We start from the raw sequence: 15,817 nt of genomic DNA on the forward strand, positions 1-15,817 counted from the left end.
TTACTGAATCTCATCTTGTTTGATCATCGTTCGCCAGCTTTTTCAAAACTTCCTCACGGAAGTATGCTGAGCCGATTCCGTCAATTAGCGCGATAACCCGCTCGCTGCTTCACGGATTGCGATCAGCACGGCGGTATCCAGATGACCATCCGCAATCCGCTGCGTTTTCTGTTGAAAACGGCTGATTGCTTTCCGGGTAGCGGAACCTAGCACACCATCAGCTTCACCGGCATCAATGCCTAATGACAGTAGATCTTTTTGCAGTTGACGCACTTGCTCGCGCGATATTTTGACGTTTTCAATGGGCGGTAAGCGATATAATCCCGTGGCGCCCGCAATCCGATCGGCCAAGTGTCCGACGGATAGCGCATAAAACTCGGAACGATTCCAGCGCATGATGACATGAAAGTTCTGAGTGACTAAAAAAGCGGGACCTTGATGCCCCGAAGGCACCAATAAGGCGGCTTTATGCTCCCTCGGTCCCAGCGATGTGCCGGACACAGCCGTTACGCCAAGCCGCTCCCATTCGGCATAGTTCATCAATTGATCACGCCCCGCCAGCGAATAATCAAAAGATGGCGGCAAGCGTACCTCCTGCCCCCAGTTTAACCCTGCCACCCAACCCAGTTGGCGTAAGAAGTTGGCTGCGGAGCCCATCGCATCGGGGATACTGCCCCATAAATCCCGGCGCCCGTCGCCGTCGATATCTTTGGCGTACCGCAAAAAGGTTGATGGCATGAATTGCATATGACCCATCGCACCCGCCCAAGACCCGATCATTCGCTCGACGACAATGTCACCGGCATCAACGATCCGCATTGCATTGAACAATTCCTGCGTAAAAAATGAACTGCGGCGCGTATCACAAGCCAATGTCGCCAGCGAATCGGTGACCCGGAAATCCCCAAAAAAACCGCCATAGTTAGTCTCCAGTCCCCAGAACGAAACCAGAAATTGCGCCGGAATACCGGATTCCTGTTCAATCTGCCGCAGCAATGCGCGGTGCCTGGCCAGCAATTCCCGTCCGCGTTGAACCCGTTCCTCGTTAATGCGCGCATTGAAGTAGTTTGCAAATGTTTGCGTAAATTCGGGTTGCCGCCGATCCAATTCAATTACGCGTGGCAGATATCTTACGTTTCCGAGAACCTGGCTGATGGTTCTGTCAGAGATACCTTCCACTCGCGCCTGATCTTTCATTCTCGAGATGCATTCACCAAACTGGGGATTGCCTGCTTCCGCAGGCTGCATTAAAAGTGAAACGGTAAGCGCGACAAAACCAGCACCCAGTTTCTTGTTATGCAAGAGAGATTTGATTGAAAAATATTCTAGCGCGATCAACGGCATTCTTTATTTTCGATGCGAACAATTGGGCTTCGTGCAATCCGCATACAGTGACAACGAATGCTCCTGCAACGTAAAGCCGCGTTCTTTTGCTATAGCGATTTGACGTTTCTCAATCTCGGCATCGTAGAACTCTTCCACACGGCCGCATTGTAAACAAACCAGATGATCATGATGACCATCGCTTCTTAGTTCAAATACCGCCTTGCCGCTTTCAAAATGATGCCGCTCCAGCAATCCGGCCTGCTCAAACTGCGTTAACACTCGATAGACGGTTGCCAATCCAATGTCTTCGCCTTCATTGATCAATTCCTTGTAAACATCTTCAGCCGATAAATGCCGCACGCTGCTTTGCTCGAATAAATTCAGTATCTTCAACCGCGGTAAAGTAGTTTTAAGACCACTGTTTTTTAAATCGATACTTTTCAGATCATCAAAGTTACCCATAGTTATCTCTGTTCAGAAAATAATTTACTGTATCATATAGTGCTGTGTTCACTTTGGAAACATATAATATCAACAAAATGGCTGCAAAAATCACTGCTCTGCTTTCTTTCTTTCTGCTGACGAGTTGTTCATTCATGCCGCACATTATTTATAAAATCGATGTACAACAAGGAAATGTCGTTACCGACGAAATGCTGGAAAAATTAAAACCCGGCATGGCTAAATCGCAGGTGTTATTCGTATTAGGGTCACCGCTGATTGTCGACGCTTTTCGTGACAATCGATGGGACTATGTCTACGTTTCCCGGGAGAAAGATGATTTGGTTGAACAAAAACGGCTTACCCTTTTCTTCGATAACGATACTTTGATCAATATTGAAAATTATCTACATTTCTCAACAGAAGCACCTGTAAAACAACAGCCGGTCGAAGCAAGCGCTGAGAAAGAGGAAACCACGCCGGTTACCGAAGAAGAAAAAAAATAACCCTCTAAAATACTTTTTTATTCGTACAAACCCAAGATCTACAGGGAAAAATATGATAACTCAGAAGATTGCAATTGCAGGATGCTCCGGACGAATGGGACGAACCCTGTTGGAAGCAGTGGCGCAAGCGCCTGATTTGCAACTCGCCGCAGCGCTTGAAAGAACCGGCAGCCCTTATTTGAACAAGGATGCGGGAGAATTAATCGGAACCAGTTGCGGCATCACGATCGTCAGCGATTTTGCAACCGCTTTGAGAAATTGCCATCACCTGATCGATTTCACCCGCCCGGAAGGCACCTTGGCGCATCTTTCCGTTTGCCGCGAAGCGGGAGTAAAAATGGTCATCGGTACCACCGGATTCTCAGCGGAAGAGAAAGCCCAGCTCAAAGCAGCTGCTCAAGATATCGCAATTGTTTTTGCACCGAATATGAGCGTTGGTGTTAACGTTACTTTTAAGCTATTGGAAATCGCCGCCAAAGTACTCAATGAAGGATACGATATCGAAATTATCGAAGCGCATCATCGGCATAAAGTGGATGCGCCATCCGGAACCGCTTTGCGTATGGGTGAAGTCATCGCGGAAGCATTGGGCAAGGACTTAAACAAGATTGCGGTATACGGCCGTGAAGGAATAACCGGCGAGAGAAATCCCGAGACCATCGGCTTTTCAACCATCCGAGCCGGCGATATTGTCGGCGACCATACGGCGCTATTTGCCGGAATCGGCGAGCGCATTGAAATATCGCACAAAGCGAGCAGCCGCATGACTTTTGCGATGGGCGCATTACGTGCAGTACGCTTTCTGGCCGACAAACCCAATGGGCTCTTCGATATGCAGGATGTACTAAAATTACGTTAAAACCGTTCCATGGCAATCTATGCAATCGGTGATTTACAAGGCTGTTTCACGGCGTTCCGCCGCCTCATCGATTTAATCCGCTTCGATCCTACCCAAGACAAATTATGGCTGGTAGGCGATCTCGTCAACCGCGGCCCGGATTCCTTAGCGACTTTGCGTTATATCAAACAAGCCGGCGATGCGATGCAGGTCGTACTGGGCAATCATGATTTGCATTTACTGATGGTTGCAGCCGGCATCGCAAGAAATCACCCGAACGACACCTTGCAATCGATCCTCAGCGCACCTGACCGCGACGAATTGTTACATTGGTTACGGCAACAGAAATTGTTTCACAGCGAAGGCTCTTATGCCATGGTACACGCCGGCCTGCTGCCATCCTGGTCAATCGCGCAAGCCGTGCAATTCTCAACCGAAGTGGAAAATGCCTTGCGCCAAAACGACTATCCTGCGTTATTCTCACGCATTTATGGCAACGAACCCGATTACTGGTTTGATGATTGGAGTGGCTACATTCGTTTGCGCGTCATCGTCAATGCCATGACACGAATGCGAATTTGCACTGCCGATGGCAAAATGGGCTTGTACTTTAAAGGCGCACTATCATCGATTCCATCCGATTATTTACCGTGGTTTCGCGTTCCTCGGCGCGCCAGCGAACAACACACCATCGTATGCGGGCATTGGTCAGCACTGGGATTCCATATGAGTGACAATATAATTGCTTTAGATAGCGGTTGTGTTTGGGGCAGGCAGTTATCGGCTATTCGCTTGGAAGACCGGAAAATTTTCCAGATTCCTTGTGAACAATAGGCACGCTTAAAGTATCTGCAATCGCTTGTTCGGCCAAACGTGCCAGTTCCCGCCGATTTCTCGAACCGCATGGAATCGGCGGATTAAAAATCAATGCCACATCAATCCGTGGTTGGCTCAAAATCTTCTGCAGCGATAAAATAAGGGATGAATCGATATACGCGGCTTCCTTGCAAACCTCACCGGCAGCGTTATGGTATCTGATTGCCACTGGATAGAGTAAGGCGTCCGCATTAACTGCCGATTGCAGCAATGAAGCATGAAAATGATTCAATTGCGTACCATCCGTCGTTGTTCCCTCCGGAAATACCGTTACCGTCTCACCGTTTTCCAGCACTTCACCAATTTTTTTATTAATACGTTGCGTATCGCTGCGTCTTGCACGCTCGATAAATAGCGTACCAGCATTCCGGCTTAGAAAACCCAAGATGGGCCATTGGCTGATCTCGGCCTTAGCAACAAAACGCGTTGGATGTGCAGCCATCAACACGCACACATCAAGCCAGGAAACATGATTCGCTGCAAGCAATGCTCGTTGTACTTGCCACACAGGCAAGCTTCCGCAACATTGCAGTCTGATTTCAAGACAGGTCAATACGCCCTTTGCCCATCGTTGCATCATCGTACGCTGGATGTACGAAGGAAAATAGGGATAAACCAGCGATTGCAACACACCGGAAAACACCTGCAGCAACAATTTAATCAATCGGATAACCCGCAATAACAATGGCGTGGTTTTTTGCATGGCAGGCACTAACAGGTTGATAACAAAACCGATATTTTAAATTTATCATCGGCATTTATTATCTGTTTGAGATAAAGCAATACGCGCAATAGAAAACTATTGCGCGTATGCTGGGATAAAACGGAATTTAAAAAATTAAAAAAAACAGATTAATAAGAGACTGCCGGTCCTTCGAGCCACAGACACTCGGAAATCAGGCACATACCGCCCAATTTCTTAAGAACTGGCCGCAATTCGCTGACAATTCTTTGTGCCTGCTCATCTTTACAAGCAAGAATAACCATCACATTTTCTTGTTCCATCAAAACATCGCCAGGATCCCGCACGCCACGCGATCCCAATCCGCCCGCATTCTTCAGCACCGTGTAACCACGCACTTCACACCGCTCCAATATTTCCGTCAGTTGTTCGAGCTGCTCAATACCGACAACGATCTCAAATCGTCTCATAGCAATCGTATTATTCATAAATTTTTCCCATTAATTGTCTGGTTAATTAGATATATTTCATTATACTGCAATGCCATGGAACCAGTGCGCCATTTCCCAGTAAATCGGTACCCCGATAAAAATATTGAAAGGGAATGTTACACCCAGCGAAGCGCCAATTGAAAGCGCAGGATCAGCATCGGGTACCGCAATACGCATAGCCGCCGGCGCAGCAATGTACGAGCAGCTGGCATACAATACCGCCAACAACATAGTACCACCTTCAGACAGGCCGAAGATCCAACCTAAATAAGCGCCAAACAATCCAGCCGTCAACGGAAATAGAATACCAAACGCCACGATGAAAATACCTTTGTCTATAACCGCTTTCAACCGCGCTGCTGCCAACAAGCCCATTTCCAGCAGGAAGAATGCCAACACGCCCATGAACAAGTCCATAAACATTTTATCCAACGGCGATACTAATTTTACTACACCTGCGTAGTATCCAATCAGAACACCCACAATTAGCAAATAAAGACTGGTACCAGTCAAAATTTCGTGCATCAGTTTGCCCCATTGGGTTTTCTCACCGCCGGCACCAGCACGTGCCAAAATAGTACCGGTTACCAACGCCGGAATCTCCATCAACGCCATAATCAAAACCATATAACCTTCAGAAGGCTCATTCATGGTCCCCAGGAAAGCCACACCCACAGCAAAAGTCACCGCACTGACCGAGCCATAGTGCGCGGAAATCGCACCAGCATCCGCTTGCGAAAATTTACCAATGAATCTTAAGATCGGATAAGCAGATAATGGAATCAATGCTGATAAAACCACCATAGAAACAGCAATCGGCAATACTTCCATAATTTCGTATTTCGCCATTGACACCCCGCCTTTGAAACCAATGGCAATCAGCAAGAACAAGCTCAAGCTCTTGTACAGCGCTTCGGGTATTTTCAGGTCAGACTTGATTACACCTGCCAGAACCCCAGCAACAAAAAAGAACACTACTGGTTGTATAGTAGCCATGCAACACTCCCTATTTTATTAATTATGTCTATTCTTAATTGAGAAAAATCCTTTCTCTCCAGTATCTTTCAAAGCGCCATAAATCCAGAGAAAAAAAAGATAGTCCCAAAATCCGTATAACTTATGGGGGATTCAATTCTTTAACTGAGACTCTACGAAACGTAACAACCTAGTTGGAGTAAGTAACGAAAAAACGCTCTGTTATAGATCTGGAAACCCGTGACTCAAGTACCCTTCACGCTTAAACGTTAACATAGGAAACGTGAAGAATTCGTGAAGAAAATTAGGTATCTGCCTTCGATAATCAAGGAAAAATAATGTGAAAAGTCGTGCCCTTACCAGGGGTACTGTCGACTTCGATACGCCAACCATAGTGGTCGCTGATACGTTTTACGATCGCCAATCCAATGCCTAAACCTTCGCCTTGCGTGGATCCGCGAAAGAAACGCTCATACAGCAAGGGCAGATAAGCCGGCTCAATGCCAATGCCTGAGTCGGCAACGGACAAACGCCGGTTGTTGAAATCCACGCGAATAAAGCCATTTTCGGTATACTGCACGGCGTTGCGCAGCAAATTCATCAGAGTAGTATGTAAGGCCTGGCGGTTCAGCACTACCGTCACAGACGGTGCGATATTGACCTCAAAATTCAGTCTTTTGCGATAAATCTCGGTACAAATCGGTTCAACTGCGTCGTAAACGCATTCAGCGATCGCAACCGGTTCAGTCACACCCAACGACTGTTCCCGCGCCAAGAACAACAAAGCTTGCAGTTGCTCGCCCATACGCGTTGCCGCACTCTCGATCATTTTTATCCGGTGTTGAACTCTCGAAGGTACGTCAGAAGAAGCTTCCAGCAATTCGCAACTGGTCAGAATCGTGGTAATGGGCGTACGCAATTCATGGCTGATATTGGCGGTAAACTCTTGCTCGCGCTGCAGCATCCGTTTAATGCGGATCTGGTAATCGTCCAGAGCTTGCGCCAGCTGCGCAACCTCCTCATCCATGTCGGGTTGCGTCAGCAAACCTGTCTGAACATTCCCCGTTGCCAGAGTACTGACACGGTCCGCTAAATCCGTTACCTGCTTGACCAGTACGCCAGCCAGCAAATACCCGACAACAAAGGTAATTGCAACCACTGCAAACCAGGAAAACAAAATAATTACCCTTAATTTACTCAACCGCTGTTGATGCAGTGCAATCCGGTATGCAACCAGAAACTTCACTTCTTTATCGGTTCGCACCAGTACGTGGAAATTCTCCAAGCCATAGTAAATCCGGTGATACCCCGCATTCAATCCACGTAAATAAGTAGGAATCTGCAGCTCGTCATCGATATTATGGATAACATAGCTTTTAAGATGCAAACCGACTTGGAAAATAAAATCGGAGTGCTTTTGATAGCGTTGAACGAGATGATCCATTTCCATCTCGATCACCTGCTCAATATGTTCCTCTTCGATATTGTCTGAGACAAAATAAAGAATGATGCAAAGCGTTCCAACGATAAAAACGCTAAAAGTTGTCAGCGCTACGGCAACCCGGTAGCGCAGGCTATTTTCACTCGGGAATCTGAACACGCGATGTCAAACAATAACCGAGACCATGCACGGTTTCTATCGGATCGTACCCTCCGGCTTTGGTCAACGCTCGCCGCAGTATGTGCATATGGCTACGCAAGGTATCACTCGTTTCCTGAACATCTTCCCACGCCTCCATTTCCAGTTCTTCACGGCTAAAAACCCTGCCCGGCTCACTCATCATCAAAGCTAATAAACGTATGCACTTGGGAGGAAGCTTGACATTCTGATTCTCAAAACGAATGGAAAGCGTTTTCGGGTCGAAAGAAAGCTTGTCAAACTCCAATGTGCGATTGGCCACTTTTCCTGCATGCCGCTTATGCAATGCCAATAAACGCGCTTCCACTTCCTTCAAAGCAAAGGGTTTGATCAAATAATCATCGGCCCCTTGTTCAAAACCTGCTAACTTATCTTCCAAAGTGTCTCGTGCAGTCAGCATTAAAATGGGCGTGTCGATTTGCGATTCTTGTCTTAGCTTACGACATAGCGTCATGCCATTCATCCCAGGCAAACCTAAGTCAAGTAATATTGCATCAAACCGTTGCGTAACCGCCAAGTGTAAACCTGCAACACCATTCACTGCAGCATCGACCGTATGTCCTCTTGATTCCAGAAAGTCATAGAGGTTAGCAGCAATAGCTAAATCATCTTCAATAATTAATATATGCATAGGATTACCTGCAACTATCAATTGGCTGTGGTTAAACTCCTTCAGAATGGAACCTGCGACTTAAAGAATGAACAGCACTGACTAATGCCGCAGCATTTTCCGGAGGCGTAAATTGCGAGATACCGTGTCCAAGATTAAAGACGTGCCCACTTCCTTTGCCATAGCTCGTCAGAATTTTTTCCACCTCGGCGGCAATAATTGTCGGGGTTGCAAATAGCACGGATGGATCAAGATTACCTTGCAAAGCAACCTTATCGCCGACTCGTCGACGCGCTTCCCCGATATCGATCGTCCAATCCAACCCGATCGCATCGCACCCAATATCCGCAATTGCTTCTAACCATAAACCACCGCCTTTGGTAAAAACAATATTGGGTATACGCGAACCATTCTGCTCCCGTTTCAGACCGGCGATTATCTGCCGGATATAGCGCAATGAAAATTCCTGATACGCAGCATGCGATAACACACCACCCCAGGTATCGAAAATCATAACGGCTTGCGCGCCTGATTCAATCTGTGCATTCAAATAAGCCGTCACGGCTTTTGCATTGATCTCCAAAATATGATGCAGCAGCTCAGGCCGTGCGTACATCATAGTTTTGATTTCACGGAACTCGGTGCCGCCACGCCCTTCCACCATGTAACAGGCAAGTGTAAAAGGGCTACCGGAAAATCCGATTAACGGCACTCGATTGTCCAGCGCTTTCCTGATCTCGGATACGGCGTCCATCACATAACGCAATTCCGCCCCCGGATCGGGAACCTTCAGTGCCTGGATTTCAGCTTCATTCCGCAAAGGATGCTTAAACATGGGGCCTTCGCCCTGAGAAAAGTATAATCCCAACCCCATTGCATCCGGGATTGTTAAAATATCAGAAAACAATATGGCAGCATCCAGCGGAAAACGAGCAAGCGGCTGCATGGTAACTTCGGTTGCAAATCCAGGGTTCTTACATAGAGAAAGAAAATCACCCGCGCGCGCGCGCGTTTCATTATATTCCGCAAGATATCTACCCGCTTGCCGCATCAACCAAACAGGCGTGTATTCAATGGGTTGCTTCAGCAATGCGCGTAGCAACGTGTCGTTTTTAAGTGTTGTCATCCAAAAGCCTCTATTTATAATTGTTATAAAAGGCTACCTTCCCGTAAATATTTAACCTTTTCCTAACCGTGATTTTACCAGCGAATGGCCATCACGTATATTCTCATTCCATAGGATAAAACCAATGCGTGTCGTTTCGCGCATCCGACCATGACAACTGGACAAGTAATCCAAGCAACTGCACACCGTACAACTATTGCTTGTCAGTCTTGTGCAATCGTGAATAAACGTTGGTATTCTTTGATGGCATAACGATCTGTCATGCCAGCAATATAATCTGCAACCGCTTGTTGCCCTTCCGCTTCAAATTTTTCTTGATACTTCTGCGGTAATAGCCTTATTTCCGAACTGAACGCGGAAAATAATTTTTCGATGGTATGACGCGCTTTGTTATTCATGCGCACCACACGAAAATGCCGGTATAGCTTATCGAACAAAAATTTCTTTAATTCCTGCTGCTCTTTTTTTACCTGCCCGCTGAAACCAATCAGCGGAGGTGCGGCATGCACATCTTCCAAATTGCGGATACAGGCATCCCGGATATTTTGGGTGCTCTGTTGTATCAGATCGGTTACTAACGTATTGATCATGTTGCGCACCGTTTCATAAACCATACGCCGTTCCGAAAGCGATGGATGCAGGGTTTTCACGCGCAGCAGGTGGCGGGAGAAAATCGAAACTTCCTGCAATTGCGCCAAATTGATCAACCCGGATCGCAAACCGTCATCGACATCATGATTATTATAGGCAATTTCATCAGCAAGATTCGCTAATTGCGCTTCCAAAGATGGGCTTTTATGTTGCAAGAAACGTTCCCCTAACGCTCCTAATTTTTGTGCATTTTTTTTCGCCACATGCTTAAGAATACCTTCCCGGGTCTCATAACATAGATTAAGACCATCGAAGGTCGCATAACGCTCTTCGAGCACATCAACAACCCGCAAGGATTGAAGATTGTGTTCAAAACCACCGTAGTCGCGCATGCAATTATTCAATGCGTCTTGCCCGGCATGTCCGAATGGTGTATGCCCCAGGTCATGCGCCAAGGTTATGGCTTCAACCAAATCCTCGTTCAGTCCCAAGTTTCTTGCAATCGATCGGCCGATCTGGGCAACCTCCAGACTATGTGTTAAGCGCGTACGAAACAGATCCCCTTCATGATTAACAAACACTTGGGTTTTATATTCCAACCGGCGGAAAGCCGCTGAGTGGATGATACGATCCCGGTCTCGCTGAAATTCGCTTCGTCCGGTCGGCGATTCTTCAAAAATCACGCGCCCTCGTGAATTCTCGGAAGACACCGCATAATCGGTCAGTTTATTCATGCGGCATGCAAGCCCGAATCGTATCGTTCAGTAATTCAGGAGGCACATCGGCGCGCATCACCGCTTCTCCGATGCGATTAAGAACAATAAAACGCGTTTTACCAGACTCCACTTTCTTATCCAGCATCATCAACTCCAGATACTGTTCCACAGGCATTTTCGGTGCAACAACCGGCAGGCCTACTTGCAGAAAAATTTTGCGGATTCGATTCACATCCGTTTCGCTAATTAACTTCATGCGACGTGATAACTCCGCCGCCAGAATAGTTCCGGCCGCCACCGCTTCGCCATGCAACCAAACACCATAACCCATGCCATTTTCAATCGCATGACCAAAAGTATGCCCCAAATTCAATAACGCCCTGACGCCCCTCTCCCGCTCATCGGATGCAACGATCTCCGCTTTGTTTTCGCAGCTCCGCCGAATCGCTTCGTTTAACGTTGTCGGATCACGCGCCAGCAGCCGATGCATGTTTTGCTCCAACCATTCGAAAAAAACCGGATCACGGATCAAACCGTATTTAATGATTTCAGCAATTCCCGCGCGCAGCTCCCGATCAGGTAAGGTATTCAGCGTTGCGCTATCGGCTAGCACCATCCGTGGCTGATAAAATGCGCCGATCATGTTTTTACCTAATGGGTGATTGATACCCGTTTTACCGCCGACCGAGGAATCGACTTGCGCCAATAGCGTGGTTGGAATTTGGATAAATGGAACACCGCGTAAATAAGTTGCTGCGGCAAATCCGGTTAAATCACCGACTACGCCACCACCCAACGCCAAGATTGCGGTTTTGCGTTCGCAATGGTTTTTGAGCAACGCATCAAAAATCAAATTCAATGTTTCCCAATTTTTACAGGCTTCGCCGTCTGGAAGAATAATGGGAATAGAAACAACCCCTCTGGTTTCCAAGGCTGCACGCAACTTATCCAGATAGAGCGGTGCAATGGTAGTATTGCTGACAATTGCCACCCGTTTTTGCGGCAAGCAATTAACAATCAGATCAATCTGCTGCAATATTCCATGCCCCACATGAATTGGATAGTTGCGTTTTTCAGATGAAGACGTAAAATCTACCGTAATGGTTTGCATAACATCCTTGTCTCTACCGTACATAATATAATCGAGGTCGTTAGAAATTAATTTATTGATAAGTTTTTGAACGAGAAAACGAATGCCTTGCTTACCGCTGTCGACAATGAGATGCGCCGTTTCGCGATACAGCGAATCCCGCTGACCGTAAAGTTCGCTCAACCGGGCATACAAATTATCGGTCTGTAGCAACGGACGATTCTTATCATACCGGGTACGCCGGTATAAATCATTGACCGATGCCCGCAGATAGATGACGATGCCACTGCGTCGCAACAACTGCCGGTTGCCTGAATTAAGGACAGCCCCGCCCCCGGTCGCCAGCACCACATTCTCTTTATTAACCAGATCAGACAAGGTTTCCGATTCGCGTTTCCGGAATCCGGCTTCGCCTTCGATTTCAAAAATTACCGGGATTTTTACACCGGTACGCTTCTGAATTTCATGATCGGAATCAATAAATTCTTTATTCAGCGCATTGGCCAGCGCTTTGCCGATCGTAGTTTTGCCAGCACCCATCATGCCAATCAAAATAATATTGGTATTTCCGATTTTTTTCTGAAGAGGTTGCAGCATTTTCGTTTTACTTAAATTCATAGCCGTGATTGTAGCTGAATTAGCAGCTTGCTCGCGGGAACACTTTCCATCGGGCTGAGCTTCCGCCGAGATAATCCCTGAGAACCCCTTACCATTCGATCAATTTATGCGGCTGGTTGCTGCGGTACAGTTTTATCCTTATTTCCGGATTGTTTGGAACTCTGCTTGCGTACAAACCAAGAAAAAAATAGTGGCACAAAAATTGTTGCGATCGTCGTGGCCAGTATCATCCCGCCAAAAACGCCGGTCCCCATGGATTGCCGGGCTGCCGAACCGGCACCGGTGGCTAATACCAAGGGAACGACACCCAGTATAAAAGCCATCGAGGTCATCACAATGGGGCGGAAACGAAGTTGCGCGGACCGTATGGCTGCGTGAGAAATCGCCACACCTTGTTTCATTTTTTGGTTTGCAAATTCGACCAGTAGTATCGCATTCTTCGCTGTCAATCCGATCAAAGTCACCATACCGATCTGAAAATAAATATCGTTCGGCATGCCACGCAACAAAATCGCCATCAAAGCCCCCATCATCGCGAAAGGGATCGCCATGATGACCGCTAATGGCAATGCCCAGGTTTCAAATTGCGCCGCTAAAATAAGAAAGACCATTATAACTGCCAGACTCACCGCCATAATCGCAGCCGACCCCATCTTCTTCTCTTGAAAAGCTGCCCCCGTCCAGGCGATCTGATAACTATCCGGTAATGTTCTAGCCGCAATTTCCTCCACCCGTGCAATCGCTTCGCCGGAACTCACCCCCTTCGTACCGCTGCCCATCACCTTAGCCGCTAACAAGCCATTAAACCGCTCCAGCTGTTCCGCACCAACGATATGTTTCACCATACTTAAGGCCGACAACGGAATCATCGCACCTGATTCTGAACGCACATATACTTTCCCAAGATCCTCCGCGGTCATTCTGAATGGCGCTTCAGCCTGCAATTGCACGCGATAGGTTCGCCCGAAACGATTAAAATCATTCACATAAAATGAACCCATGGTGCTTTGCAATGCTGCATAGATATCCGATATCAACACGCCCTGTGCAATCGCCTTGGCATCATCGACTTCAATAAAATATTGCGGCACCGATGACCGCAAGAATGTATTTACAGTTGCCAATTTAGGATCCTGCCGCAGCGTCTGCATCAATTCGTCGACAACACGCGCCAATTGTGCCGGATCAGAATCCGTTCGGCTCTGCACGAACAATTCAAACCCGCCGGTGCTGCCAAGCCCGCGAATCGCCGGCGGGTTAAATGCAATAGCCATTCCATCCGGCTGCTGCGCACCGGCTTCCGTCATTTTCTTGACCACATCTTCAGCGGTAATGGTCCGTTCAGACCAGTCTTTCATTCGTAAAAAAATCGTCGACACATTCGCTTTGTTTCCGCCGCCGACAAAATCCAGGCCGTTGACAGAGAATTGAAAAGTTACACCGGGTAACTGCCCCATTTCGGTCGTAATGGCATTCGCCGTTTGAATCGTCCTGCCAAGTGCCGCACCATCGGGCAAAATTACCGCCCCCAGTACGAATCCTTGATCTTCCGGCGGTATAAAACTATCCGGAATTCTATTTATCAGAACAATTAAACACACGATCACTGCTGCGAATATCAGCGTACTTTTGATCGAATTTCGCAGACTCAGCCCCACCATTCCGACATATAACCGACGAGTGCGCTCAAAATAGCGATTAAACCAGGAAAAGAAAGCCGATTGCCGGTGCGTGGATCGAAGTAACATCGCACATAGCGTCGGTGTCAACGTTAATGCCACGATGCCTGAAATCACACCGGCGACAGCCACGGTCACCGCGAATTGCTGATATAACTCCCCGGCGATGCCTCCCAAAAACGCTACGGGAACAAAGACCGCCACCAATACCATGGTCATGGCCACCACAGCGCTGGAAACTTGCTGCATTGCTTTCATCGCCGCATCAATCGGCGATAACTTTTCATGTGATATCAGGCGCTCAATATTTTCCAGCACCACAATGGCATCATCGACCACGATGCCTATCGACAATACCATGGCAAACAGCGTCAAAGTATTAATGGAGTATCCAAGTAACCACAATCCGGCAAACGTGCCGATCAACGAAATCGGAATGGCAATGATCGGGATAAGAGTCGCTCGCCAGCTCTGCAAAAACAGATACACGACCAGCACGACCAGCAGCAAAGCTTCTCCCAAGGTCTTCACAACCTCCCAAATCGATGCTTTAACAAAAATACTGGTATCGTACGATATGACGTATTCCATGCCTTCCGGAAAATACTGCTTCAACTCAGCCATTTTGGCTTTAACCGCTGCAGCAGTTTCCAGCGCATTGGCGCCGGATCGCAGAAAAATTCCGATTCCCAAGCCGGGTTGGCCATTCAGCAATGTACGCGTCGCATAATCCTGCGCACCCAGTTCAATGCGTGCGACATCTCTCAGATAAAGCACACCGCGCACCCCATCGGAGCGCAGAATCACTTCTTCGAATTGCTCGGGTTCCAATAACCGACCCTTCGCAGTCACTGTATAGACCAGCTGCTGGTCGGCCAATGCAGGTTCCTGACCGATTTTCCCGATTGCTTGCTGTGCATTCTGTGCACGAATGGCATTCACGATATCACTGGTGGTAACCCCCAGTTGCGCCATACGATCCGGCCGCAACCAGATTCGCATGGAATAGTCTTGCGCACCAAAAATCCGCGCTTCGCCCACTCCCGTGGCGCGTCTCAGATCATCCAGCAAGTTGATTGCAATAAAATTGCTAAGGAACAGCGTATTATGTTTTGGATCGCTGGAAGTCAGTGCTAAAACCAGCAATAAATCATTCGAACGCTTCTGAACGGTAACGCCGGTTCGTCTAACCTCATCGGGCAAACGCGCCAACGCGGTATTGACTTCGTTACTGACATTAAAAACAGCGCGATCAACATCGGTTCCGATTTCAAACGTAATCGTAATCGTCAACCGGCCGCTGGAGTCAGCGCTGGAATTAAAGTATAACAGCCCTTCAATAGCGCTAAGTTTCTCTTCAATGGGCGCTGCTACGGTTTTTATCATTGTTTCGGCACTCGCACCTGGAAAGGTCGCCGTTACTATGACCGTGGGAGGCGTAATCCGAGGATACTGTTCAATCGGCAATTGTATCGCCGCAGCCAGCCCCGCCAACACGATGATGATTGACAATACCGAAGCAAAAATCGGCCGTTCAAGAAAAAATTTAGTCATGAAACTGTTATCGCTATTGTTAACCGCTCCTCCAAGATGCACGCAGTTCCGTAAAATCA

14 protein-coding genes and 1 pseudogene are annotated in these 15,817 nt (G+C 47.6%); 3 read left to right on the forward strand and 12 right to left on the reverse strand.

The annotated features are described in order from the left end of the window. Nucleotides 1-84: 84 nt before the first annotated feature. Both KF839_RS10845 and fur read right to left on the reverse strand, forming a co-directional pair. On the reverse strand, nt 85-1,302 hold the full coding sequence (locus tag KF839_RS10845; RefSeq protein ID WP_292917860.1) for a lytic murein transglycosylase: 1,218 nt from the start codon (nt 1,300-1,302) through the stop codon (nt 85-87). A 45-nt stretch (nt 1,303-1,347) separates the two neighbouring features. Next, on the reverse strand, nt 1,348-1,788 hold the full coding sequence (gene fur, locus KF839_RS10850; protein WP_292917861.1) for a ferric iron uptake transcriptional regulator: 441 nt from the start codon (nt 1,786-1,788) through the stop codon (nt 1,348-1,350). A gap of 77 nt (nt 1,789-1,865) precedes the next feature. Here fur and KF839_RS10855 point away from each other — a divergent pair, with 77 nt between their 5' ends. From KF839_RS10855 to KF839_RS10865, 3 genes are read left to right on the forward strand one after another with little or no spacing between them, the layout of a single operon-like run. Then, nucleotides 1,866-2,273 (forward strand): outer membrane protein assembly factor BamE, encoded by a 408-nt coding sequence (locus KF839_RS10855; RefSeq protein WP_292917862.1) that lies wholly within the window; start codon nt 1,866-1,868, stop codon nt 2,271-2,273. A 52-nt stretch (nt 2,274-2,325) separates the two neighbouring features. Next, nucleotides 2,326-3,132, forward strand: a complete 807-nt coding sequence (gene dapB, locus KF839_RS10860; protein WP_292917863.1) for a 4-hydroxy-tetrahydrodipicolinate reductase — start codon at nt 2,326-2,328, stop codon at nt 3,130-3,132. Between the two features lie 9 nt (nt 3,133-3,141). After that, nucleotides 3,142-3,945, forward strand: a complete 804-nt coding sequence (locus KF839_RS10865; RefSeq protein WP_292917864.1) for a symmetrical bis(5'-nucleosyl)-tetraphosphatase — start codon at nt 3,142-3,144, stop codon at nt 3,943-3,945. Here KF839_RS10865 and KF839_RS10870 read toward each other — a convergent pair. From KF839_RS10870 to KF839_RS10915, 10 genes and pseudogenes are all read right to left on the reverse strand, one after another. Then, nucleotides 3,896-4,690 carry a lysophospholipid acyltransferase family protein gene (locus KF839_RS10870; protein WP_292917865.1) on the reverse strand — a complete coding sequence of 265 codons (795 nt, stop codon included), beginning with the start codon at nt 4,688-4,690 and terminating at the stop codon, nt 3,896-3,898. The two genes, KF839_RS10865 and KF839_RS10870, sit on opposite strands and share 50 nt — an antisense overlap. A gap of 149 nt (nt 4,691-4,839) precedes the next feature. Then, nucleotides 4,840-5,157, reverse strand: a complete 318-nt coding sequence (locus KF839_RS10875; protein ID WP_292917866.1) for a P-II family nitrogen regulator — start codon at nt 5,155-5,157, stop codon at nt 4,840-4,842. A gap of 42 nt (nt 5,158-5,199) precedes the next feature. Further along, nucleotides 5,200-6,156: a sodium-dependent bicarbonate transport family permease gene (locus KF839_RS10880; protein WP_292917867.1), complete on the reverse strand. Its 957-nt coding sequence runs from the start codon at nt 6,154-6,156 to the stop codon at nt 5,200-5,202. 304 nt (nt 6,157-6,460) lie between these two features. Further along, nucleotides 6,461-7,735 (reverse strand): sensor histidine kinase, encoded by a 1,275-nt coding sequence (locus KF839_RS10885; protein ID WP_292917868.1) that lies wholly within the window; start codon nt 7,733-7,735, stop codon nt 6,461-6,463. Continuing rightward, complete coding sequence (locus KF839_RS10890; protein ID WP_292917869.1) at nt 7,716-8,405, reverse strand: response regulator transcription factor; 690 nt, start codon at nt 8,403-8,405, stop codon at nt 7,716-7,718. Before KF839_RS10890 ends, KF839_RS10885 begins: the two co-directional genes overlap by 20 nt. A 31-nt stretch (nt 8,406-8,436) precedes the next feature. Then, entirely contained in the window at nt 8,437-9,510 is a 1,074-nt protein-coding gene (gene hemE, locus KF839_RS10895) for a uroporphyrinogen decarboxylase (protein WP_292917870.1), read from the reverse strand. 203 nt (nt 9,511-9,713) lie between these two features. Then, nucleotides 9,714-10,835 carry a deoxyguanosinetriphosphate triphosphohydrolase gene (locus KF839_RS10900; RefSeq protein WP_292917871.1) on the reverse strand — a complete coding sequence of 374 codons (1,122 nt, stop codon included), beginning with the start codon at nt 10,833-10,835 and terminating at the stop codon, nt 9,714-9,716. Beyond that, the gene (gene aroB / locus KF839_RS10905; protein WP_292917909.1) at nt 10,828-11,928 is read right to left on the reverse strand and encodes a 3-dehydroquinate synthase; all 1,101 of its coding nucleotides are present in this window, start codon (nt 11,926-11,928) and stop codon (nt 10,828-10,830) included. The genes KF839_RS10900 and aroB overlap by 8 nt, the downstream gene beginning before the upstream one ends. Nucleotides 11,929-11,988: 60 nt before the next feature. Beyond that, nucleotides 11,989-12,525: pseudogene (locus KF839_RS10910) on the reverse strand (shikimate kinase); the annotation flags it as partial. 104 nt (nt 12,526-12,629) lie between these two features. After that, entirely contained in the window at nt 12,630-15,758 is a 3,129-nt protein-coding gene (locus KF839_RS10915; RefSeq protein WP_292917872.1) for an efflux RND transporter permease subunit, read from the reverse strand. Between the last annotated feature and the right edge of the window lie 59 nt (nt 15,759-15,817).

It is taken from the genome of Nitrosomonas sp., from assembly GCF_019635155.1.
Lineage (GTDB): Bacteria > Pseudomonadota > Gammaproteobacteria > Burkholderiales > Nitrosomonadaceae > Nitrosomonas.

Bases quoted from the DNA above. Each gene is read 5' to 3' on its own strand.
- fur (WP_292917861.1), bottom strand. From the start codon at position 1,788: ATGGGTAACTTTGATGATCTGAAAAGTATCGATTTAAAAAACAGTGGT.
- KF839_RS10855 (WP_292917862.1), top strand. From the start codon at position 1,866: ATGGCTGCAAAAATCACTGCTCTGCTTTCTTTCTTTCTGCTGACGAGT.
- dapB (WP_292917863.1), top strand. From the start codon at position 2,326: ATGATAACTCAGAAGATTGCAATTGCAGGATGCTCCGGACGAATGGGA.
- KF839_RS10865 (WP_292917864.1), top strand. From the start codon at position 3,142: ATGGCAATCTATGCAATCGGTGATTTACAAGGCTGTTTCACGGCGTTC.
- KF839_RS10870 (WP_292917865.1), bottom strand. From the start codon at position 4,690: ATGCAAAAAACCACGCCATTGTTATTGCGGGTTATCCGATTGATTAAA.
- KF839_RS10875 (WP_292917866.1), bottom strand. From the start codon at position 5,157: ATGAATAATACGATTGCTATGAGACGATTTGAGATCGTTGTCGGTATT.
- KF839_RS10880 (WP_292917867.1), bottom strand. From the start codon at position 6,156: ATGGCTACTATACAACCAGTAGTGTTCTTTTTTGTTGCTGGGGTTCTG.
- KF839_RS10890 (WP_292917869.1), bottom strand. From the start codon at position 8,405: ATGCATATATTAATTATTGAAGATGATTTAGCTATTGCTGCTAACCTC.
- hemE (WP_292917870.1), bottom strand. From the start codon at position 9,510: ATGACAACACTTAAAAACGACACGTTGCTACGCGCATTGCTGAAGCAA.
- KF839_RS10900 (WP_292917871.1), bottom strand. From the start codon at position 10,835: ATGAATAAACTGACCGATTATGCGGTGTCTTCCGAGAATTCACGAGGG.
- aroB (WP_292917909.1), bottom strand. From the start codon at position 11,928: ATGCAAACCATTACGGTAGATTTTACGTCTTCATCTGAAAAACGCAAC.
- KF839_RS10915 (WP_292917872.1), bottom strand. From the start codon at position 15,758: ATGACTAAATTTTTTCTTGAACGGCCGATTTTTGCTTCGGTATTGTCA.